19 protein-coding genes are annotated in these 22,298 nt (G+C 70.6%); 9 read left to right on the top strand and 10 right to left on the bottom strand.

Features of this window, described 5'->3' with window-relative positions; translation table 11 throughout:
* The first annotated feature begins 13 nt into the window (after positions 1 to 13).
* On the top strand, positions 14 to 811 hold the full coding sequence (locus OG251_RS02955) for a phytanoyl-CoA dioxygenase family protein (RefSeq protein ID WP_326675456.1): 798 nt from the start codon (positions 14 to 16) through the stop codon (positions 809 to 811).
* A complete protein-coding gene (locus OG251_RS02950; RefSeq protein WP_326675454.1) occupies positions 808 to 1,392 on the top strand; it encodes a DUF6309 family protein in 585 nt (194 codons plus the stop codon). Before OG251_RS02955 ends, OG251_RS02950 begins: the two co-directional genes overlap by 4 nt.
* Here OG251_RS02950 and OG251_RS02945 read toward each other — a convergent pair.
* On the bottom strand, positions 1,321 to 2,070 hold the full coding sequence (locus OG251_RS02945) for an SDR family oxidoreductase (RefSeq protein WP_326675453.1): 750 nt from the start codon (positions 2,068 to 2,070) through the stop codon (positions 1,321 to 1,323). The two genes, OG251_RS02950 and OG251_RS02945, sit on opposite strands and share 72 nt — an antisense overlap.
* Before the next feature lie 90 nt (positions 2,071 to 2,160).
* Here OG251_RS02945 and OG251_RS02940 point away from each other — a divergent pair, with 90 nt between their 5' ends.
* Positions 2,161 to 3,492, top strand: a complete 1,332-nt coding sequence (locus OG251_RS02940; protein ID WP_326675451.1) for an aspartate aminotransferase family protein — start codon at positions 2,161 to 2,163, stop codon at positions 3,490 to 3,492.
* 17 nt (positions 3,493 to 3,509) lie between these two features.
* On the opposite strand, the gene dnaE is transcribed toward OG251_RS02940, so the two are convergent.
* Positions 3,510 to 7,106 carry a DNA polymerase III subunit alpha gene (gene dnaE / locus OG251_RS02935; RefSeq protein WP_326675450.1) on the bottom strand — a complete coding sequence of 1,199 codons (3,597 nt, stop codon included), beginning with the start codon at positions 7,104 to 7,106 and terminating at the stop codon, positions 3,510 to 3,512.
* Between the two features lie 261 nt (positions 7,107 to 7,367).
* Here dnaE and OG251_RS02930 point away from each other — a divergent pair, with 261 nt between their 5' ends.
* Positions 7,368 to 8,306: a LysR family transcriptional regulator gene (locus tag OG251_RS02930; RefSeq protein ID WP_326675449.1), complete on the top strand. Its 939-nt coding sequence runs from the start codon at positions 7,368 to 7,370 to the stop codon at positions 8,304 to 8,306.
* Positions 8,307 to 8,467: 161 nt separating this feature from the next.
* On the opposite strand, the gene OG251_RS02925 is transcribed toward OG251_RS02930, so the two are convergent.
* Positions 8,468 to 9,772 carry an NAD(P)-binding domain-containing protein gene (locus OG251_RS02925; protein WP_326675448.1) on the bottom strand — a complete coding sequence of 435 codons (1,305 nt, stop codon included), beginning with the start codon at positions 9,770 to 9,772 and terminating at the stop codon, positions 8,468 to 8,470.
* 210 nt (positions 9,773 to 9,982) lie between these two features.
* Between OG251_RS02925 and aroQ the strand changes: the two genes are divergently transcribed.
* Positions 9,983 to 10,642, top strand: a complete 660-nt coding sequence (gene aroQ / locus OG251_RS02920; protein WP_326675447.1) for a gamma subclass chorismate mutase AroQ — start codon at positions 9,983 to 9,985, stop codon at positions 10,640 to 10,642.
* Positions 10,643 to 10,914: 272 nt separating this feature from the next.
* Here the strand turns inward: aroQ and fabV are convergent, their stop codons facing one another.
* The 3 genes from fabV to OG251_RS02905 form a co-directional block, all read right to left on the bottom strand.
* Positions 10,915 to 12,159, bottom strand: coding sequence for an enoyl-[acyl-carrier-protein] reductase FabV (gene fabV / locus OG251_RS02915; RefSeq protein ID WP_326675446.1), 1,245 nt, complete (start codon positions 12,157 to 12,159; stop codon positions 10,915 to 10,917).
* A 228-nt stretch (positions 12,160 to 12,387) separates the two neighbouring features.
* Positions 12,388 to 12,885, bottom strand: a complete 498-nt coding sequence (locus OG251_RS02910; protein ID WP_326675445.1) for a cupin domain-containing protein — start codon at positions 12,883 to 12,885, stop codon at positions 12,388 to 12,390.
* A gap of 92 nt (positions 12,886 to 12,977) precedes the next feature.
* Entirely contained in the window at positions 12,978 to 13,415 is a 438-nt protein-coding gene (locus tag OG251_RS02905; protein WP_326675444.1) for a RidA family protein, read from the bottom strand.
* Between the two features lie 97 nt (positions 13,416 to 13,512).
* Between OG251_RS02905 and OG251_RS02900 the strand changes: the two genes are divergently transcribed.
* Positions 13,513 to 14,184 carry a FadR/GntR family transcriptional regulator gene (locus tag OG251_RS02900; RefSeq protein WP_326675443.1) on the top strand — a complete coding sequence of 224 codons (672 nt, stop codon included), beginning with the start codon at positions 13,513 to 13,515 and terminating at the stop codon, positions 14,182 to 14,184.
* Positions 14,185 to 14,285: 101 nt separating this feature from the next.
* Here OG251_RS02900 and OG251_RS02895 read toward each other — a convergent pair whose 3' ends face one another.
* Entirely contained in the window at positions 14,286 to 14,825 is a 540-nt protein-coding gene (locus OG251_RS02895; RefSeq protein ID WP_326675442.1) for a GNAT family N-acetyltransferase, read from the bottom strand.
* A gap of 122 nt (positions 14,826 to 14,947) precedes the next feature.
* Between OG251_RS02895 and OG251_RS02890 the strand changes: the two genes are divergently transcribed.
* Positions 14,948 to 15,484 (top strand): DinB family protein, encoded by a 537-nt coding sequence (locus OG251_RS02890; protein ID WP_326675441.1) that lies wholly within the window; start codon positions 14,948 to 14,950, stop codon positions 15,482 to 15,484.
* A gap of 264 nt (positions 15,485 to 15,748) precedes the next feature.
* Here the strand turns inward: OG251_RS02890 and OG251_RS02885 are convergent, their stop codons facing one another.
* Positions 15,749 to 17,194, bottom strand: a complete 1,446-nt coding sequence (locus OG251_RS02885; RefSeq protein WP_326675440.1) for an MFS transporter — start codon at positions 17,192 to 17,194, stop codon at positions 15,749 to 15,751.
* An 880-nt stretch (positions 17,195 to 18,074) separates the two neighbouring features.
* On the opposite strand from OG251_RS02885, the gene OG251_RS02880 reads away from it, so the two are divergent.
* Positions 18,075 to 18,209: a hypothetical protein gene (locus OG251_RS02880; protein ID WP_326675439.1), complete on the top strand. Its 135-nt coding sequence runs from the start codon at positions 18,075 to 18,077 to the stop codon at positions 18,207 to 18,209.
* 671 nt (positions 18,210 to 18,880) lie between these two features.
* Here the strand turns inward: OG251_RS02880 and OG251_RS02875 are convergent.
* A complete protein-coding gene (locus OG251_RS02875) occupies positions 18,881 to 19,408 on the bottom strand; it encodes a hypothetical protein (RefSeq protein WP_326675438.1) in 528 nt (175 codons plus the stop codon).
* Between the two features lie 148 nt (positions 19,409 to 19,556).
* Between OG251_RS02875 and OG251_RS02870 the strand changes: the two genes are divergently transcribed.
* The gene (locus tag OG251_RS02870) at positions 19,557 to 20,546 is read left to right on the top strand and encodes a hypothetical protein (RefSeq protein ID WP_326675437.1); all 990 of its coding nucleotides are present in this window, start codon (positions 19,557 to 19,559) and stop codon (positions 20,544 to 20,546) included.
* Between the two features lie 81 nt (positions 20,547 to 20,627).
* Here OG251_RS02870 and OG251_RS02865 read toward each other — a convergent pair whose 3' ends face one another.
* Positions 20,628 to 21,860, bottom strand: a complete 1,233-nt coding sequence (locus tag OG251_RS02865) for an MFS transporter (RefSeq protein ID WP_326675436.1) — start codon at positions 21,858 to 21,860, stop codon at positions 20,628 to 20,630.
* Positions 21,861 to 22,298: the final 438 nt, after the last annotated feature.

Raw genomic sequence — 22,298 nt, 5'->3', positions numbered from 1 at the left:
CGTGATCGGTTTCATGGATCTCGAAGCGCAGGTGGCGAACTTCAAGGAGACCGGCTACCTCGTGTTGCCCGGACTGCTTCCCGGCACCCTGGTCGAGCGCCTCGCGCGCGAAGTCGACGAGTGGGTCGATTCCGGTCTGAGGCAGTTATCCATCGACGCGTGCTTACGCCCGGAGGAATGCGCTCCGCCGTCGGTGGTGGAGTTGCGGATGGAGGCGCACGGAGAACTCGCGGCCTACGCCCCCCTGCTGGAACTGCTCAGTGACGACAGCCTGCTGGGGCCGTCCTTCGTCTTCCACCACCTGCACAGCGACCGCCGCCCGCCCGGAGGCAGCGGCAAGAACTGGCACCACGACTACGAGCAGCGGCCGCAACGGGACCGAGATCAGCCCATGATCCACACCCTGCACTACATAGGCGGGCTCCAGCCCACGGTGGGCTCCCTGGCCGTGCTGCCCGGATCGCACCACCTCGTTGCCGAGAAGGACGCGTGGACACACCTGGGGACGGCCGCGCAGCCGGGTGAAGTACTCATCGAGGAGCTTCCGCCGGGCTCCACCGTGCTCCTGCACTCCGCGCTGTTCCACACCCGCCGCGCCGCGCCCGGTCCGACGGCGGGCGGGGGACCTCGCTACATGATCGACGCGTCGTACTGCCGGACGGGCACGCTGTGGCCCCCGGTCAAGCCGTACTGGCGCGAGGTACTGTCCGTGGGCCGGGAACGGGGACTGGGCCAGGGACGCTGGCCGGAACTGTTCGCCGACCGGCATTTCAGCGAATACGTCCGCACAGGAACGGGAACGTCGGCATGAAGGTGTTGGAAGCGGTCACCTTTGACGCACTCATGAGGCGATTCGGCCGTGAGCACCCCTATGACCCGGACGACGAGGCCAACTCGAACGACGAGGCCCGGACCCACATCCATAACGCCCAGCTGACCCTCGGAGGCCGCTGGCACGAGGTGATGCTGGAGGGCACCGAAGTACTCGACGTCGTGCTGCCCTGGCATCTCGGGGAGAACGGCGGGGTCGAGCTGATCCCGAGGACCGGCCTGACCGTGGCCGCGGCGGCATCCCGGCTCACCGCACTGGGAACGTCGTACGCCGACACCAATCCGCTGTGCCGGCGCAAGCTCGCACGTCAGATCCACGCCCGGCCGCGGCCGCTGTTCCTCAGCACCAGCGCGGTGCCGGGTCAGGACTACGAGGCACTGACGGTCCGCGAGGGGCTGATCCACCTCGACGGACTGCACCGGATGCTGGCCTGGCAGCAGGCCGGGCACCTGGTGCCCGGCCGCTGGGTGCGGGCCTACGTCGCCGGGCTATCCCCGGCCGACGTACGGCATGGAGCTCGGCATGACCAGGACGGACTGAATGTTCACCCCGGCCGGTAGCGCGGCCATGGCGCGCACCATGTCGACGACATGCCGCATGTCCATGGTCGGCTCGGCCCGGAGCGACCCGTCGGCCTGGCGCACCTCGGGCTGCGGCCGGTCGTGCGGGGTCACATTGCCGATGTCGATCTGGCCGCAGGAGATGTCGTAGCGGCGGCCGTCGAGGGAGAGCGAACGGGTCAGCCCGGCCACGGCGTGCTTGGCCGCGGTGAAGGCGATCGAGTCGGGGCGGGGCGCCTGGGCGGAAGGAGCACCGTTGTTGATGATCCGCCCGCCTCGCGGCGACTGCCGCTTCATCATCCGGAACGCGGCCCGCGAACACAGGAAGGTGCCGGTGGCGATGGAGTCCATGACACGGTGCCAGTCCTCGACGCCGACATCCTCGGTGGCGGTGTACGGCATGGTGTCGGCGGCGTTGTTGAACAGCAGGTCGAGCCGGCCGAACCGCTCTCCCACCGCCGCGAACAAGTCATCGACGGCCACCGGGTCGGTGATGTCCGCGGCGACGGCCACGGCGCGGCCACGTTCCGCCGGGGGCGCGAGCGCCACCGTCTCCTCCAGCCGCGCCGTACGCCTGCCGGTCAGCACGACGCTCCAGCCGTCGGCCAGCAGCCCCAGTGCACAGGCCCGCCCGACACCGCTCCCCGCCCCCGTCACCACAGCCGTTCTCACCACCACGTCGCACACATCCTCTCTCCGTGAGCCAGCCACCGCACGCGTGGCTCTCGGAGCGTGTCCCCCCGTCCTCACCTCCAAACAGGAGCAGCGATGAATGACGCTTTCCCGGCGCTCGGCGGTACCGAGGGCAGCAGGTCCTGGTTCGACCGCGCGCAGGCATCCCTCGCCGGCGGGATCAGCTCCTCGGCCCGGCTGACCTCGACCGGACCACACCCGTACCCGCTCTACATGCAGAGCGGTTCGGGTGCCCGCATCCGGGACGTCGACGGCAACGAGTACATCGACTACCTCGTCTCCTACGGCAGTGCGGTCCTGGGCCACGCCTCCCCGCTCCTCACCGACGCCCTCACCGAGGTCCTGCACACCGGCACGATGTTCGGCACCTGCAACGTGCCGGAGGTCGAACTGGCCGAGCTCATCTGCCGGATGGTGCCCTGCGCGGATCTGGTGCGCTTCGCCAACTCGGGGAGCGAGGCGGTACAGGGCGCGGTGCGCGCGGCACGCGGATACACCGGACGGTCCGGAATCCTCAAATTCGAGGGGCACTACCACGGCTGGTCCGACACCCTGGCCATCTCCAACCGCCCCACCCTCGCCGAAGCCGGGCCGTACGACGCACCCCACTCCGTACCCCACTCGCCCGGCATTCCGGCCGGTGTCGTGGACGACGTGGTGGTCTGCCCGTGGAACGACCCGGCGGCCCTGCGGGCCGTCCTGGACGCCCACCGCGACCTGGCGGCCGTCATCTGCGAGCCGATCGTGGCCAACAACGCCTGCACCATGCCCGACGCGGGATTCCTGGACCTGCTGCGAGACGAGTGCACGGCACGCGGGATCGTGCTGATCTTCGACGAGGTGTGCACCGGATTCCGTACCGGCCCCGGCGGCGCCCAGGGGCTCTTCGGAGTGCTGCCGGACCTCGCAGTGTTCTCCAAGGCACTGGGCGGCGGCCTCCCGATCGCCGCCTTCGCCGGCCGGCGCGAGGTGATGGAGCCACTGGCCCGCGCGGAGGTCAAACACGGCGGCACCTACAACGCGTCACCCCTGTGCGCCACGGCCGCCCTCGTGACGCTGCGCACCCTGAACGACCCCGCCGTCACCAAACGGATCGACGAGACCGGGCGCCGTGTGATGGAAACGGTGCGCCGCGCCGCGCACGACAGCGGTGTGCCGTGCGCGGTGCAGGGGGTCGGTGCCATGTTCCAGGTGGTGTTCACCCCGGACGGCACCCCCACACGGCAGTACCGGGACCTGCTGCGGACCGATCAGCCCCGGTACGACGCCTTCCGCCACGAGCTGCTCAAGCGCGGGGTGCACACCAACGCCTACGGCATGGCCTGCTGGTTCGTGCCCGCCGTGGTGTCGGAGGACGACCTCGCGGCCACCTGCCGGGCCGTGGAGGAAGCCTTCGCGGTCCTGTAGCCGCGCCCGGCACGGCATCACACGAGGCCCACCCATGCCTCGGCCCCGAACGTGCCCTTCACGTCGGAGGCGATGGTGGTGGCGTCCACCTTGGCCCCCAGCGCGTAGACGGTGGTCTTCCGTGCGCCGCGGACGCTGAGGTGGACCGGGCTGTCGCCCGGGTGGTCCGCGAGGATCCTCTTCAGTTCGCCCACGGACCGCTCGGTGATCCGGTGGGAGGGGAGCGCGAGCCGTACGGGCGGCCTCCCGCCGTGCTCGGCCGAGGACACGTCCAGTACCGCGAGCTTGCTGCCGAAGATGTTCACCGTTCCGTCGCGGTCCTCGATCCTGCCGGTGACGGAGATGACGTTGTCCTCGGCGAGCGCGTGCTGCACGAGGCGGTAGGAGGCGGGGAAGAAGAGGACCTCGATCCCGGCGTCCCGGTCGGCGAGGTTCACGATGGCCCAGGCGTTGCCCTGCTTGGTCACCTTGAGCTGGACGCCGGTGATCAGCCCGGAGAGCCGCACGTCCCCGGTCGTGCGGCCGGAGGCGAGCAGTTCGGCGATGGAGCAGTCCCGTGCGCCGGAGAGGATGTGTTCGGCACCGTCCAGCGGGTGGGCGGAGACGTACAGGCCGAGCATCTCCCGTTCGGTCGCGAGCAGCAGTCCGCGCGGCCACTCCGCGTCCTCGATGGCGAGGTCCGGGCCGAAGGCCGGTCCGCCGCCGATCTCTTCGCCCAGGCCGGCGAAGAGATCGTCCTGCCCGAAAACGGCCGCCTTCTTCACCGGGATGACCGCGTCGATGGCCGCCTCGTGAATGGCGGCAAGCCCCTTGCGCGAATGCCCCAGGGAATCGAAGGTGCCGGCCTTGACCAGGGACTCGACAGCCCTCTTGTTCAGCGCGGGCAGTCCGGCCTTGTCCAGGAAGTCGGAGAAGGAGGTGAACTTCCCCTTGCTCCGGCGGGCGGCCAGCACGGCGTCGATGACGTTGTCGCCCACGTTGCGTACGGACCGCAGCCCGAACCGCACGTCGTCGCCGACCGCGGTGAACTCCGCGACCGATTCGTTCACGTCCGGCTGAAGAACACGGACGCCGTTCTTCCGGGCGTCGGCGAGGTAGACCGCGGCCTTGTCCTTCTCGTCGCCGACCGAGGTGAGCAGGGCCGCCATGTACTCGGCCGGGTAGTTGGCCTTGAGATAGGCCGTCCAGTACGAGACGAGTCCGTACCCGGCGGTGTGGGACTTGTTGAACGCGTAGCCGGAGAACGGAAGCATCACGTCCCACAGCGCCTTGACCGCCTCCTCCGTGTAGCCGTTGGCGCGCATGCCGCTGTGGAACCTGTCCCACTCCGCCGCCAGCACCTCCGGCTTCTTCTTCCCCATCGCGCGGCGCAGCAGATCGGCGCCGCCCAGGGTGTACCCGGCCAGCTCCCGGGCGATGGCCATGATCTGCTCCTGGTAGACGAGCAGATGGAAGGTGTTCCCGAGGATCGGCTCCAGAGCCTCGCGCAGCTCGGGGTGGATCGGGGTGATCTCCTGGCGGCCGGTCTTGCGGTGCGCGTAGTTGGTGTGCGCGTTCGCCGCCATCGGGCCGGGCCGGTAGAGGGCGTTGACCGCCGCGATGTCCTCGAACCGGGTGGGCTCCATCTGCTTCAGCAGGACCCGCATGCCTCCGCCGTCGAGCTGGAACACCCCGAACGTATTGCCCTCGGCCAGCAGTCGGTACGTGGTGGCGTCGTCCAGCGGGATCACGACGGCCGAGGAGCCACCGTCCAGCGGATCCACGGTGGCCAGGTCGACGCCCCGGTTCTCGCGGATGTTCTCGATGGCCTGATCGATGACGCCCAGGTTCCGCAACCCCAGGAAATCCATCTTGATCAGTCCCATGGCCTCGCACGACGGGTAGTCGAACCCCGTGATCCGCACGCCGTCCGAGGCCCGCATGTGCAGCGGGATCCGGTCGGTCAGCCGCGTCTTGGAAAGGATCACCGCGGCGGCGTGCACCCCGGTGCCGCGCGTCAGGCCCTCCACCCCGCGAGCGGTGTCGATCACCCGTTTCACGTCGGGCTCGTTGTCGTACATCTGCCGGATCTCGCCGGCCTCGCCGTACCGTTCGTGGGACGGGTCGAAGACGGCCGCCAGTGGAGCGGACCTGCCGTTCTGGTCCGGGGGGAGCGCCTTGGTGATCCGCTCGCCGTGGGAGTAGGGGTAGCCCAGGATGCGCGAGGAGTCCTTGGTCGCGTTCTTGGCCTTGATCCTGCCGAAGGTGTTGACCATGGCGGTGTATTCGTCGCCGTACTTCTCGGTGACGTAGCGGACCATCCTGTCGCGCCGGCGGTCGTCGAAATCGAGGTCGACGTCCGGCGGGTTGATGCGCTCGGGATTGAGGAACCGTTCGAACAGGAGGCCGTGCTCCAGGGGGCACAGTTCGGTGATGCGGGTGGCGTAGGCCACGAGGGAACCGGTGGCCGATCCGCGGCCCGGACCCAGGGGGATCCGGTTCTTCCGGGCGTGGGCGCAGATGTCCGCCACCACGAGGAAGTAGGAGCTGAAGCCCATGGGGCCGATGACCGCCATCTCGGTCTCGAACCGTTCCATGACGTGCTGGGGCACCGGGCTCCCGTAGCGCATCGCCAGGCCCGTGAGCACTTCCCTGCGCAGCCATGACTCCTGGGTCTCGCCCTCGGGTACGTCCGGGAACCGCGGCATCTCGTCGGTGTAGTCGAACACCTCGTCGTAGGACTCGACGCGCTCGGCGATCAGCAGGGTGTTGTCGCAGGCTTCCGGAAGCTCCGAGAAGAGGCGGCGCATCTCGGCGGCTGTCCTGAGGTAGTAGCCGGAGCCGTTGAAGCGGAAACGGCCCGGGTCGGCCTTGTTCTTGCCGACCCCGATGCACAACAGACTGTCGTGGGCATCGGCCTGGTCCTCGGTGACGTAGTGCGCGTCGTTGGTCGCCAGCAGCGGGATGCTCAGCTCCCCGGCCAGGCGCAGCAGACCGCCGCGGACCTCCCGCTCGATGTCCAGACCGTGATCCATCAGCTCCAGGAAGTAGTTCTCGCGGCCGAAGATCTCCTGGTAGGCCGCGGCGGCGGCCTTCGCCTCGTCGTACTGGTCCAGCCGCAGCCGGGTCTGGATCTCGCCGGAGGGGCAGCCGGTGGTGGCGATGATGCCGTCCGGCCGCTCAGCGATCAACTCGCGGTCCATACGCGGTTTCCCGGCCGGGAACTGGCCCTCGTAACTGGCCTGTGTGCTGAGCCGGAACAGGTTCCGCAGGCCCTGGACGTTCCGCGCCCACATGGTCATATGGGTGAAACGGCCACCACCGGAGACGTCCTTCGACCCTTCTCCGTCGGCGCTCACGGCGCGACGGCCGCCCGGCCCCCAGAACTCCTGCTTCCGGGCGAAACGCGACGAGGGCGCCACGTACGCCTCGATGCCGATGATCGGCGTGATGCCCTCGAAGTCCTTCGCGACCTGCGCGAATTCATGCGCACCGAACATATTGCCGTGGTCGCTCATCGCGATCGCGGGCATCCGCTGCCGGGACACCTCGCCGAACATCGGCTTCAGCTTCTGCGCGCCGTCCAGCATCGAATATTCGGTGTGATTGTGCAGATGGACGAATGAATCCGGCACGGGCGGGTCGCCTCCGATGCGAGGGGGAAGCCCCGCCCCGGTCCGCGACGCGAGGGAGCCGTCGCCGGCTGCCGAGGGCACCGGCGTGGGTCGCCGGGGTGGGGCCGGGTCCGTCGCGGTGCGGTGACGCCGCCGTCCTGCGGCGTTGCCCGCGAAACCACACGTTGACCCGAGACATCAAAGCGACCTTCGAGTACGGGAATCAAACAACCATTTCGCCCTGGAGGAACAACGATCGGTTGCGTGCCTAGGATGGGACACGTGGACCTCACCGCCGTGCGCACCTTCGTCACCGCCGTCGACGCGGAACAGTTCCAGGAAGCCGCCGTCACCTTGTCGATCACCCCGCAGGCGGTCTCCAAGCGCATCGCCGTGCTGGAGAAGGACCTCGGCGTGCAACTGTTCCATCGCACCGCGCGAGGAGCCCGGCTCACCATCGACGGGCAGGCGTTCCTGCCGCACGCCCGCGCACTCCTCGAAGCCGAGGAGCGGGCGGCGGCGTCCGTGCGACCCGGACGCCGCGCCCTGCGCGTCGATGTGATCGGCCGACGGCTCTCGGTGGCGGGTCTGCTGCGCGGCTTCCACCGCGCACACCCCGACGTCGAACTCGACGTGGTGACCCTCCTGGACTCCGGTACGGCCATCGCGGCCGTCCGGTCCGGAACGATCGACGCGACCTTCCGTGCCGTCACCATGCCCGGACGGGAGCTCCCCGACGGTGTCGAGGCCACCCCGGTGTTCGACGAGCCCCTTCAGCTGTTCACCGGACCGGCCCACGAGTTCGCCGCCGCCGGTGCGATCACTCCCGCCCAGCTCGCCGGGCGCCGCATCTGGATGCCCGGCAACATCCCCGGTACCGAGTGGGCGGCCTACTACGACGAGTTCGCCGCCGCGTTCGGGTTCACCCTCGACGCGATCGGCCCCGACTTCGGCATCGAACCCCTCCTCGACACGATCGCGGATTCCTCGACGCTGGGGACCTTCGTCAGCGAACAGACCCCGCTCGTCTGGCCCGCAGGCCACGACCTGCGGCGCATCCCGCTGCACGACCCGATCCCGGTCTACCCGCACTCCCTGCTCTGGCACACCGACAACCAGCACCCCGCCCTCGCCGCGCTCCGCGCCCACCTCGCCGCCGCGTACCCCGGCCGCCCCGACGGCGAGACCTGGACACCGGCCTGGGCCCGGCGTCCCGATTGAATACGGGGAAGGAGCAGCAGCCGATGTCCCCGTCGGCGACCCGCGTGACGGCGCGGGGCCGCGACCGGGGGTCGTCCGGTCGCGGCCCCCCAGGCATCGAGCTCGGTCACGGGCAGCAGCCACCGGTCCCGACGGGTTCGGCAGGGACGGTCGGGGGCGGGTTACGGGGCGTCGCAGCAGCCACCGGCGTCGGCCTGCTCGGCTGCCGGGTCGTCGAAGAGTCCGGCGCCGCCGCAGACTCCGGTTTCCGGGAGGGTGAGTTCGACGCGGTCGGCGGACTCGGTGTCACCGGCGAGCGCGGCGGCGACGGAGCGGACCTGCTCGTAGCCGGTCATCGCCAGGAAGGTCGGGGCGCGGCCGTAGGACTTCATGCCGACCAGGTGGATGCCGGGTTCGGGGTGGGACAGTTCACGGTGGCCATGGGGGTAGACGGTGCCGCAGGAATGCTGGTTGGGGTCGATCAGCGGGGCGAGCGCGGTGGGCGCCTGGAGCCGTTCGTCGAGGCCGAGACGGATCTCCGAGAGGAAGGACAGATCGGGGCGGAATCCGGTGAGCACGATGACTTCGTCCACGGGGTCCGTGCGCCGGCCGTCCTCGCCGACGAGGACGAGACGGCCGGCGCCGTCCCGCTCGACGGCCTCGGTGCGGAAGCCGGTGACGGCGTCGGCGTACCCGTCGTCGACGGCGGCCTTCGCGGCCAGGCCGAGGGCACCGCGGGCGGGGAGCTGATCGGCGGCGCCGCCGAAGGTGGAGCCGCTGATCCCGCGCCGCAGAATCCACGTGGAGTGGGTACCGGGCTCGTCCTTCGCGACATCCGCGAGGGCGGCCAGGGCGGTGAACGCGGAGGCCCCGGAGCCGATGACGGCGGTGCGCCCACCGGCGTAACGGGCGCGCACGGCCGGGTCATGGAGATCGGGCACGCGGTAGGAGATGCGGTCGGCGGCAGCCTTCTCGCCGAGGGCGGGCAGGCCACCGGCGCCCGCGGGCCCGGGGGTGAGCCAGGTCCCGGAGGCGTCGACGACGGCGCGCGCGAGGACGCGCTCCTCACCATCGGGGGTGGTCAGGTGCAGGACGAAGGGCTGGGATTCGCGGTCGGCGTCGACCACGCGGTCGCGGCCGGCACGCGAGACGCCGGTGACAGTGGTCCGGTAGCGGACGCGGTCGCCCAGTACATCGGCGAGGGGCTGGAGATACCGCTCGGCCCAGTCCCCGCCGGACGGGTAGGCGGCGGCGTCGGGCGTGACCCAGCCGGTCGGCGCGAGGAGCTTCTCGGCGGCGGGGTCGGTGACCTCGCCCCAGGGGGAGAAGAGCCGTACATGGGACCAGTCGCGAACCGCGGAGGCGGCGGAGGACCCCGCCTCCAGGACGAGAGGCGCGATGCCGCGCTCGACGAGGTGGGCGGCGGCGGCCAGCCCGACGGGGCCGGCCCCGATGATGACGACGGGGAGCTCTGAAGTGGTGCTCATGGCAGGTCTGTCCTCCGGAGTACGCGACCGGACCGGTCGCTGTTTCGATCGATGTCGATACTCGTAGCCTGCCACTCGATATCGGTGAGTGTCAATATAGATATGCATCGAAGTTGGCTGCTGGGTGTGGCTCGCACTCCGGATGTCTGGGGCGGCCCGTTCCACGCGTGGCGGCGGTCGCGGCCTGCGCGGGTCCGTACGATCGGCCCCATGCGACCCACCGCCTGCGCAAGGCGCCTACTGACCGTCGGCGCGATCGCGGTCACCGTCTTCACCGGCCCGGCCGCGGTCGGGCCGCCACCTGCCGCCGCGTCGCCTGCCGCCGCGTCACCGACGGTTACTGTCGCCGGGACGGGCTACGGGGCGTACGCCCGGCTCCTCCCGCTGGTCGACCTCTCGTCCCGGCGCCTAGCCACGGCCGACCTCGTCGCCGCCGCCAAGTGGGGGACGCTCAGCCCTGTCGACGACCCGGTCCGCGAGGGGCAGGTCCTCGACGCGGCGGCACGGCAGGCGCGCGAAGCGGGCGGCGATCCGAAGGCGACGGCAGGGGTCTTCCGGGACCAGATCGAGGCGAACAAACGGGTGCAGCGCGCCCTGCACAGCCGCTGGGACGCGGACCCCTCCGACGCGCCGGTGGGGCGCCCGGATCTCGCGGAGGTACGTGAGGAGATCAACCGTGCCAACGTCGACCTGGTCCGCGCGATCGTCGCTTCTCCGGCGGCACGGGCGGCTCACTTCTGCGGCGGCACATTGACCGCGGCCGAGGCACACGTACGGCACGACCGGCGCCTCGACCCCCTCCACGCGACGGCGCTGCGCCACGCACTGCGCTCTGTCTGCGTCGAGAGAACCGGACGCCCGTCGAATTGAGGTGACGCAGCGCCGCTCGTGCCGGACCGGGCAGCATGTGCTCGTTGCTCGTTGCTCGTTGCTCGTTGCTCGTTGCTCGTTGCTCGGTCGCCGGTCGCCGGTCGCCGGTCGCCGGTCGCTCGGTCGGTCTCTGTCGTCCGCGCACGCACGGTCGGCCGGGTCGCGGATCGGCACGACGCACGCTCACCGTGAGCGGCCTCGGCCGGCAAGCACCGCACGGCCACCTCGGCCTGCCCGCGGGAGAGCGCTGACAGCGGCATCGCTCCGGACGGTCAGGCTGTGGTGCCGGGCCACGGGATGTCGGTCCTGACCGGAGCGTCGTAGTCGACTCCGGGCACGGCGAAGCCGTACAGGCGCTCGACCTCCGTGTGGAACCAGTCGAGATCGGCCAGCTCACCGATGGTGTCGGTGGTGGCACGGTTCCAGCGATCCGTGACGGCCCTCTGCACGTCCGGGGCGAGTTCCCAGGTGTCGAGACGGACGCGCCCCTCATCGTCCGGGTCGAGCGGACGGGTGCCGGTGAGCCGGTCCCACAGATCGGTGAGCTGCGCGATCGGCGGTACGAGAGCGTCGCCGAGGGTCCCGCGCAGGAGTCCCAGGTAGAGGGCGATGCCGGGAATGGCGGTGGAGGACTGGGTGACGGCGGCACCGTTGACGGAGGTGACCGCCCTGCCGCCGACGAGTTCGGCCAGTCGCTCGTCCAGCGTCCGGGCGGTCTGTTCGAGGTGGGCCTTGGCCACGCCGATGGTGCCCTGCCGGTAGATACCGGCGGTCAACGGTGAGCCGATGTACGAGAGCGCGACCGTCGTGAAACCGTCCGCGAGCAGGCCCCGCGCCGCGAGATGGCCGATCCACCGTTCCCAGTCGGCGCCGCCCATGACAGCGGTCGTCTGGGCGATGTCGTCGCCCTCGGCGGGCGGCGACTCCACCTCTCGAACCTCGGGCGCACCCTCACCGTCGAAGACGAGAGTCCTCGTCCGGTGCGCCTCACCGACGGACTTGAGGACGGACGCGTAGGTGACGCCGGTGTCCGGGTCGGTGCGCCGGGGCGCGGCCACCGAGTAGACGAGGTAGTCCAGCCGCCCGTCGAAGCGCTGCTTGAGCAGATCGGCCACCTGGTCCTTCATGGCGTCGGAGAAGGCGTCGCCGTTGAGGAAGACCATGTCCCGGCCGTGGTGGCGGGCGAGCCGGGCGGTGGCAGCCGTGCGGTACCAGCCCGCAGTTCCGGTACGCCTGTCGGGAGCCTTCTCGAAGCACACACCGATACCTCGGATGCCGACCCTCGCCAGGCCCGCGACGGTGGCGGCGAGCCCGTAGCCGGCGGACGAGCCGATCACGAGCGCGACCGGCGCGCCGTCCGGCGCGGTGTGCGCCGCTCCGTCCGGCGAGCCGGCGGGGGAGTCGGCCGGGGAGGGGACGGCCTGCCACATCTGCTCGACGACACGCTCACAGCCGGTCGGGTGGGAGTCGATGAACAGGAAACCACGGTTACGGGGGGTGATGACGCGTTCGCTCACAGGCCTGTGTCCTTGGAATGGGGGAGAGGAGTGCGGCCGCGACCGATCCACCGCACTCCGTCAGTCTGCGACCGCACGGACCCGGGCGGGATTCCCGGCCGGGACAGTAACGGGCAGCCGATCTTGGAGACTCCCGCCACTGCCGCTCCCTCTCGCAGGACCACGCGCGCACGCCCCGCGCGCTCTTCCCCTTCCCGCACATCACGGCTGTCGCGGTGCCGGGCATGGTCATGCGCGGGCGGCGTTCCAGACGGCGCTCGTCCCGAAATAGGAGTCGTAGAGTTCCTGCACTTCGAGGAGGCTCTCCGGCGGCACCTTGCCGTAACGGATGCGCTCCAGATGGCGGAAGTATTCGAAGCGCTCCACGCCGGGCGTGATGATGACCAGCATGTCCGCGATCTCGCCGGGTGCCGCGGCGAAGGCGTGCTGTGTGCCGGGCGGTACGACGACGACGTCCCCGCGCTCCGCGGTGACCACCTGATCCCCGGACAGGAGTTGGGCGGTGCCGTCAAGGACGTAGAACATCTCGGCGGACTTGCCGTGGTGGTGCGGACGGGCACCGTTCGCGCCCTTGTCGAGGGTCACCCGCATGCTGGAGAGCGCGCCGCCCGTGGCGGAACTGTCGACGAGCAACTGGTTGGTCACCGGGCCGCCCTTGCCGATCAGTTCGGCTTCTGTGGAACGCACGACGACGGTTCCGTCGAAGTCGGGGATGAAGAGGGACATGATCTGCTCCTGCGGTAGTCGACGCGCCGTGGACCGAGGGCAGACGCGCCGTCGGTCAAGGGCGCGCGCCCTTGACCGAGGGGCACGCACTGTCAGCCGAGGACCGCTACGGCCTCGATCTCGATCTTCAGCTCAGGGCCGACCAGCCGGTTGACCCCGATATGGCTGCGTGCCGGCCTGTGCTCGCCGAAGAACTCCGCGTAGACCCGGTTGACCTCGTCCTGGGCGTCCATGTCGGTGTTGAAGATGGTGACCTTCACGATGTCCCGGACCTCGCCGCCCGCCGCCTTCAACGCGATGAGCAGATTGTCCAGGCAGGCCCGGGTCTGCTCCGCGATGCCCTCGGGCACGGTCAGCTCGGCCTCGTCGTGGGGGTGCTGATGCACGAGCGGGTAGGCGGTGGCGCCCGAGAGCCATACGGTGTCGCCGCGCGTGATGACCGCGGGGGCGAACGGCATCGCGTCTGCCCCGGTGTCCTCCCGCAGCTGTGCGGCCCAGGCCAGGGAATCGGGTGTGACGAACTGCTTCACCGTAGCTCCAAATTTGTATGATGACTGATGAATGACGGCAGGTGATCAGGATACGGTAGGGCTGGAAGATCGCAAATCGGCGGGAAAAGGAGCACTCATGCGCATGATCGGCCGCAGGTCCTCGGTCGACGAGGTCGTCGGTCAGCTCAATGAGGCTCTGGAGCAGGGCACTTGGGCGATCGGGGACCGGCTGCCGACCGAGCAGCGGCTCACCGAGGAGCTGGGAGTGAGTCGTACGGTGATCCGCGAGGCGGTACGGGCCCTGGTCCACCTCGGCGTACTGGAGACCCGGCAGGGGGCCGGTACCTATGTGGTCTCCACGGCCAATCCCGCGCCCATGCTGCGCCGGTTCGGGACCGCCGATGTGCGTGAGGTGTTCGAGGTGCAGCTCGGCTTCGACGTTCAGGCGGCCCGCCTCGCCGCCACCCGCCGCACCGATGCCGACCTGCGGCGGCTGCGCGGCTTGCTGGCCGCCCGGAACCGCGCCACCGGACCGGAGGAGTTCGCCCGCGCCGACGCCGACTTCCATCTGGCCGTGGTGGAGGCGGCGGGCAACGGTGTGCTGCTGGAGTGCTACCGCTTCTTCGTCGGCAGGCTCCACGACAGCCTGCACGCGCTGCGCAGCCAGGACGTGATCCAGGAGAGCGGCGCCGAGCCGCACGAAGCACTGCTGGCGGCGATCGAGGCCGGGGACGAAGCCGCGGCGGCCGACGCGGCTGCGGCGGCGATCCGCCCCAGCCTCAAGGCGCTCACCCCGCCGCAGGGCTGACCGGAGAGCGGCAGGGACGCCGCATGCCCGGGTGGCCCCGGCCCCGCTCGCCGACACGCCGACGGAACGACTGGGGGAGCGATTCGCTCGCTCCCGACGCCCTAGGTCATGGCGGAAAGGAGGGACTCGTCGGCCGCGGAGAGGCGGCGGCGGGTCAGCACCTGGGTCGTGCTGCCGTCGTCCTCCTCGAATCCGCGGACCCGCTCGAATCCGATCCTGCCCAGCAGGGTGAGCGAGGCCGTGTTCTCCGAGGCCACGGTGGCGTGCACCTCGGTCTGCCCGAGCGTGTCGAAGGCATGGGCGACGATCGCCTCCGCCACCTCGGTCCCCAGGCCGGTACCCCAGGCTGCGGGAGCCAGGGCGTAGACGATCTCGTAGCCTCCGACGGTGTCGGTCCGCTTGACTTCGGCGTGCCCGATCAGCAGCCCGCCCCGACGGACGGCCCAGACGTCGAACAGGTCCTGGGCGTAGACCTTGCTGAAGATCCGCCCGAACAGGGCCCGGTCGGCTGCCTCGGAAGCAGGGCCCTCACCCATCCACCGGGACACCCTCGGGTCCTGGAAGAGGGCGACGAAGCTCTCTTCGTCCTCCGGTGTGTACGGGTCCAGGAGGAGGCGGGCCGTGCGCAGGGTCGAAGTCACGAGTGGCGACGCTACGCAGCACGGTCCGAAGCGGCAAACCACTTTCACCGGGGCGGAATTCGGTCCGGGTGCACCTGATAGCCGCTTACCTGGTGGCACGGCAGTGTGCCGGGGTCGGGCCGGTGAGCGCTTTCCGATGTGACCTGCTGCGCGGGCAGTTCGACCTGACCTGGTCGCTGTTCGAGTACCACATGGCGCGGCTGGAGCCCGAGGACTTCCTGTGGGAACCCGCGCCCCTGTGCTGGACGGTGCGCGCGGATGCCGACGGAACGTGGGTCGCGGACCGGGCGGATACGGAGCCGGAGCCCGTACCGATCCCCACGATCGGCTGGCTGACCTGGCATATCGGCTGGTGGTGGAGTGTGAGCATCGATCACGCGCGGGGGCAGGTGCCACGGGAGCGTACCGACGTCGTTTGGCCGGGTGAGGGGAGCGTGGCCATGGAGTGGTTGCGCGTCCTCCGAGGGGACTGGCTGGGCGTACTGGACCGTCTCACCGGCATCGACCTGGACGCCACCGCCCCGGTTCCGTGGCAGAACGACCCCTCGTACACCGTCGCCCACATGGTCGCCCGGGTGAATTCCGAGCTGATGAAGAACGTCGCCGAGATCGGTCAACTCCGTTTGCTGCGTGCCGCGTCGGCGCAGGCGAACGGGTGAGGAATCGATCCGGGGTCTGCTGAGCGAACAGCACACCCCGACCTGGCCGTCCGGTCGCCCCGGGTATGCGCGCGACGCCCGGCCGGGGCACCCCGGCCGGGCGTCGCGGAAGCCCGGGCCGCGGCCGCTGATGGACAGTTCCGCGGCGGGTGGGCCCGGCCGGTGGCGGGTGGGTGCCGCCCCCTGAACTCCCCGTGCCGCCCGACCGGGCTCTTCCGGTCGGGCGGCACGTGCGTCGCGGGCGCGCGATGAGCCCGGCGGGGTTCAGGCCGCGTCCGCCTCGGCGGTCTGCTCACCGCGAGGGGAATCCGCCGCGGGGGCCGTGCGCAGGGTGAGCAGCGACGCGAGCGCGCCGACGGCGGCGAGGGCCGCCGCGCCGAGGAAGGCGGCGGAGAACCCGTTGGTGAGTGCACCGGGGTTGCCGAGTTCGCGGGCGCCGTACGCCGCGGACACGGCCGTCATCGCGGCCAGTCCGAGAGCGGAGCCGACCTGGTAGCTGGTGTTGACGATGCCGGAGGCCAGGCCGCCTTCTTCGGGGCGCGCGCTGGACAGTGCGGTGCCGAGGGAGGGGATGAACGCCAGCGACATGCCGACCGCGGCCAGCAGGGAGGCGGGCAGGACGTCGACCCAGAAGGTGCCGTCGGCGCGGGCGAACGACAGCCACAGCATGCCTGCCGCGAGGCCCAGCAGACCGGTGACGATCAGCGGCTTGGTCCCGAAGCGTGCGATCAGGCGGGGTGCCAGGACGACCATCATGATCATGGTGGCGACCGTCATGGGCAGCAGGGCCGCGCCGGAGGCGAAGGCGCCCAGTCCCAGGACCTGCTGGAGGTAGAGGTTGAGGAAGAACCACATGGGGATCCATGCGGCGGCCATCAGCAGCTGCGCGATGTTCGCCCCGGCCAGGTTGGGTGCCCGCCAGATGCCCAGCCGCATCAGCGGCTCGCGGCGCTTGGACTGGATGGCTATGAACGCGGCGATCAGGGCCACGCCGGCCACCAGTACGAGCCAGGTCTCGGCCGAACCCCAGCCGGTTTCGGGGGCACGGACGATGGCGTAGACAGCGGTGGCCAGTCCCACGGTGACGGTGGCCGCTCCCGCGAAATCGATGGAGCCGCGGCGGACGGGGGCCGAGGGCATGACCGACGGGGTGATGGCCAGCACGACCAGGGCGATCGGGATGTTGATGTAGAACACCCAGGGCCAGCTGGCGTACTCGGTGATGACACCGCCGAGAAAGACGCCGGCGGTGCCGCCTGCCGGGGCCGCGGCGCCGTACAGGGCCAGCGCCTTGGTCAGCTCCTTGGGGCGGGAGCCGAAGAGCATCATCAGCAGGGTCAGCGCGGACGGGGCGATCAGTGTGGCACCGACGCCCTGAAGGGCGCGGCCGGTGAGTTCGACCCAGACCTCGGAGGCGAGGCCGGCGGCCAGGGACCCCGCGGCCATCACCGTCCAGCCGACAACGAAGATCCGCTTGGCGCCGAACAGGTCGGAGAGCCGCCCGCCGAGCAGGAGCAGCCCACCGAAGGCGACGACATAGGCGTTGAACACCCAGGACAGGTTCTCCGGGGAGAAGCCCAGGTCAACCTGCATCTTGGGGAGAGCGACACCGATGATGGACGTGTCCATGATGACCGCGAACTGGGCCAGGGCGATGAGGACGAGCGCGGTCCAGCGGCGCGGACTGGGAGGGGCGGTTGGGCTTGACATAGCTATCTCCTATACCGGAGGGGGGTATCTCCTCGGGATGAGCAATATACCCCCCTCCGGTATTCCGAGCTGCGTCGGTTCCTGAATCGCCGACGGAAAGCGGGTGTCGTCGAAGTGCTCGCGGGCATGTCGTCCGGCGTCCACCGGTCCGGGCGGCGAACCGTTCCGCGTCGTTCGCGGCGAGGGCCGGGAGCCGGTGGGCGGTAGGAGAGGCACCCTTCCGACGGCGGTCGGTCGGACTCCGGCCGTCCCCGGGGGCGCGGGTGGTCGCGGCCGGCCTCACGACCGGGCTCGGCCACGGCAGCGGCGGGTGCCATGCTCAACTGCGTCGCCGAGGTCACCGCCTGCGGGATGCACCTGGTCCCTCTCGGCGGCGGCGTGGAGTACATCGGCGCGACCGGCATCGTGCTGTTCGACCTTCCGACCGGACCCCGCGTCGGTGTCACCCGGTCCCTGCCGCGTTCCGCCACCGACCAGTTCGACGTCCGCCCGGGCGTATCCGCGATCCAGCGATGGCACTACGGCAGCCGACCGGTCGCACTCGACCGGTATCCCTCTCCTCGGCCCCGCCCCCATCGACGGACTGTTCCCCGCCACGGGCACGTACCGCGACCGCTGCCTCCACGCCGCCCATGCCCGTCCCGGCGCCCCGCCGACGGCCGACCGACCCTCTGGCGGGTGCACCGCACGAGGTGGCCTTCGTGCTACGGGTGGTGGCTCGTCCGGACGTCACCACCGGGCCGACGGGGAACGGCCCGACCGTCAGGGCGTGTCGGGAGTGGCGGTCCGTCGTTGGTCGACGTGCGGACCGGGTTCATCCGGCGAGCGGTCCGGTCGGCGGACCACCGGGAAGCCGGTTCCGGCATGGAGGAGAAGCACGATGAGCGTGGGGATGCGCAGCACGGCAAGCGGTGCGGCGAGCGGCAACCAGGTGGGCCTGCCGCCGGTTCTGCCGGGTCATCGCCGCAGGACCGACGGCATCGCGTGCACCGCCCTGCCCGCAGCTGCGGTCTGACCGGATGGGAGCGGGCGAGGACGGAGACGACTGTGGCGGCGGGTGAGCCGGTGGAGCACCCGGCGGTGAGGGAGATGCTGGCGCTGAGCGGGCGGGCGATGCCTCTGCTGCGCGAGTGGGTGGCCAAGGAGCCGGGCTGCGGTGTGGCGAGGGCGCTGCTGGCCCTGGCGACCGGGGACAGCCTGGACGACGCCGCGCTGCAGGAGCAGTTGGTGGCCGCGCACCGCGACGCGCTGGCCGCGGGGGAGTGGCAGGCGAGCCTGGTGTACGGGGTGTTCCTGTACACGCACCGGCAGTACCGGCTCGCGGCCGATCATCTGACGCTGCACTTCGACCGGTGGCCGGCCGACGAGGTGGCGGGGCTGATGCTGGGAGCCTTCTCCTCCTGCGGGGATCCGGCCTACCGCGCGCACGGCGACGCTCTCGTGGAGCGGCAGTCGATGCTGGCAGGCCCGGACAGCTGGCCGTGGACGAGCTGGCTCGCCGCGACCAGGTCGGAACAGGGGCGGGTACGGGAGGCCCACGCACTGGCCGAGCAGGCACTGGACCTGTACCCCCGCGCGGGTGTGGCCGTCCATGCCCTGGCCCACGCGGAACACGAGATGGGGCTCGGCCGCGCTTCCGTCACGTTCTTGGACAACTGGCTCGCCTCCGACCCGCAGGCGGTGCAGCTACGTCATCTGAACTGGCACGCGGCGCTGCAGTCGATCGCCGCCGGTGACTTCCCGGACGCTCGGCGGCGGGCGGACGCGGCACTGGGGCGTGCGGATGTCGGGATGCGGGCCGCGACGAACTGGCGCCTGCTGCTCGCGGGTCAGGCACCCGCCGGACGCAGCGATCCGGCCCAGGTACGGGAGTTGCTGAGTGCACCGGGCGGAACGGCGGAGGTCTTCCACACCTTCAACCTCGCCCTCGCCCTGGCCGTGGAGGCCGCGACCCATGACCTGCGTGCCCTGGCCCGCCGGGCCGCCGCCGATGAACGCCCCGACTACCGCGAGGTCCTGGCCCCCGTGGTCCAGGCGCTGGCAGAGATCACCGCGGGCCGGCCGCGGACAGCGGTGACTCTGCTGAGCGCCCTGGGCGAGAAGGCGGAGCGCATCGGTGGAGTACGCGTGGAACGCGAAATCATCCAGGACACCCTCGCCCGCGCCCTGATCGACTCCGGCGACCACGTTCGCGCGGCCGGTCTGCTCCACCACCGCACGACCACCCGCCACCACCACACCTACGAGGACCTCCTCCTCACCACCGCCGCGCCGGCCGGGGTGACCGTGAACCGCTGGCCCTCCCCACCCGCTGCGCGGGACCCCGATCCACCCGACCGCCGCCTTTCGCCGGAGATGTTCCATGGCCGTGCCCCAGATGATCGTCGTCTCACTGCGAGGCAGCGGTACCCCGCTCCTCGCCGACGTCACCACCGCCCTCGGCTACACCTCCTACGGCACGATGGGCGGCGACCCACGCGGAGGCGACGACCGGCCCGGCCCGGGGGAGGTCTACCCCCTGCTGGAGGCCGCCTTCGGACAGGACCGGGCCACCCTGCTGCTGCACGGTCAGAGGCAGAACCGCGAAGCGCTGGAGGCCGCCTTCCAGGACGCGGTCAGCGCCCTGTGGCGGATCTGGTGGATGCGCCTGGGCCAGCCCACCACGCTCGCCTCACCCGTCGACCCGGGAACCGAGGCCCGCCTGGCCCGCCTGCCGGACAGCACACTGCTCGCACTGCTGCCGGGCCGTGGCTGCTGGTACCTCACCGGCCTGGACCTCCGACGGGCCGACGCCGGATTCCTGCGCGCCTGGCACGCCGGGCGGCAGCCGCCCCTCGTCTTCCACCACCGCGACATCCGCGACCGGATCATCAGCCAGATCCGGATGCTCTCCCGGCCCGCCGACCGCGTCGGCTCGATGCCCGAGCACCTCATCTACCGTGACATCCTCGCGGCCCTGCCCACCCTGGACGACCGGATCACCCTGGCACTGACCGACCCCTGCTTCCCCGGCATGGAAGAGGCCCGGCGCAGCCGATGGATGCTGCACCACCCCGCGGTCTGTGTCCTCACGCACGAAGAACTCACCGGCCCCACCACCGGCGCCCGTGCACAGGCCCTGACCCGCCTTCTGCGCGCCCTGGGCCATCCCGATCCGTCCGCGGAGCTCGCCGGCACCCCATCACTGGCCACTGCGGATGACGCCGAAGTCGCGGTGGGCACCGGACGGACGCTCTTCACCCCCGCCCACGAAGACCTGCTCCACCGACACCACAGCGACCTCCTGCCCGCGGGCCCACCGCCCACCGGCGTGCTCCCGGACGGGCACAACGCCCCGGCGCTCACCGGGTGACCTCACGGAGATCCCCGCGCTGTGCGCCCACCATCGGCGGCCAGGGCGGACTGCTGCGGCCCGGGGGGCGGTGGCCCCCCTTCACCGGGGCTCCGTGGCGACTCTCCCGCCTTCCCCGCTCGGCGGCGCGAAGTACCAGCCAACCGTGAGCAGCATCGGAATTCCCATCACACCGGCCACGATCAGAGCCGCGGCCGGCACGGATACACCCGCGAGCCATGCGCCGACGGCGCTCCCCAGGAAGATGCAGGCATCGCCGACGGGGATCAACGCGGCGTAGTAGTAGCCCATCACGGACGTCGGGACCCGAATCTGGACCTCGGCGTAATACAGCACGTATCCGGCCGACTCCATGATTCCGATGGCGGACATGACGGCCATCGCGGCGGGAAAGTTCGGCAGCCACGGCAGGGACAGCCACCCGCATGCCTCTATCAGCATCACCGCGACATAGAGGGTGCCCGTGCTGAACCGCTGGAAGCGTGCGACAAGAAGGCTTCCGCACAAGCCACCCGCACCCATCGCGGCAAGCATCCATCCGTAGAAGCCGGAGATGTCGGAGTAGCGTTCCGCCCCCATGACGAGCAGCATCAGCCGGCCGAGCGTCACCGCCAGGAGATAGCTGAACGACGTCAGTGTCGCGCCGCGAATGAAGGCGTCGCTCGAAATGACGCGCAGGAGCGCCCGGGTGCTGGTGACGTACGCCTTCCTGAGCATCCTCCCGTCCTTCGCCCCACCGGGCCCGGCACTCTTGTTCACTGTCGGTCTCCAGGGGGGAATCCGCAGGATCAGGGCCGCTGCGAACAGTGCGGTCACGGCCTCCAGGAGGAAGGCGACCCACAGGTGCGGGCCGACGATGACGATGACGCCGACCAGCGGCGGTCCGGCGAGAGTGGACACCCGCTGCGCGGCCATCAGCAGGCCGTTGCCACGGAGTTCGTCGCCCTCACTCACCACCGCCGGTCGCATGACCAGCCGGGCGGGCACCGCGAGCATCACCGTGATGCCGATGGCGAGGGTCAGGATCTGGATCTGCCACAGCGCCCGGCACAGCGGAATCATGCCGGCGAACAGTGCGGAGAACAGAGAGCTGACCATCGCGACGCAGCGCGGGTCCCGTTCTGCCAGCAGTCTGCCCACCACCGGCCCCGCGGCGATGCCGGGAATCAGCCTGACAGCGAGAGTCACACCCGCGGCCAAGGTGGTGCCGTACTCCTGGATCAGGAGGAGGGGAAGAGCGACGGCGGTCATGCTCGTTCCCAGGTCCACAAGGAAGAGGCTGCCCATCAGCGGGACCAGGCCCGGCTTCTTCATGTGTCAGTGCCCCATTCCCGGTCCGCCGCCCACAGGGAAGACGCCGCGGAACCGTTCGTCGCGCATTCCTGTCACCAGTCCGGCATGGGTGATGCCCGCGTCCATGACGAGAGATTCCACCGGTCCGTGCTGTTCGGATGCCTGTGGGAAACGCACGGGTTGCGCGTGACGCACCAGCCACGCGGGCAGAACGTACCGATGGTCACGCCTGATCGCCACACCACTTGAGCTACGCGCACGACGCACCGCCCACCGTGATCCTCGTCGGCGGCAAGCGCAACGACGTCACCACGGGCGTCCGCGAGCACAGGTGACCGGGACCCGCTCGCCGTACGGACGTCGGATCTCCGGTCGGTGCCGGGGTCTTCGATCACCGGACCGGTCCCAGCGCTCCCGTCCGCCTCCCGTCCGACAGTTGTCGGATTCCTGTCAGATTCC

Origin of the sequence: Streptomyces sp. NBC_01237 (assembly GCF_035917275.1) — a bacterium.
GTDB lineage: Bacteria > Actinomycetota > Actinomycetes > Streptomycetales > Streptomycetaceae > Streptomyces.
The sequence above is the reverse complement of the archived record's forward strand: the minus strand, read 5'-3'. Positions and strand labels throughout refer to the sequence as shown.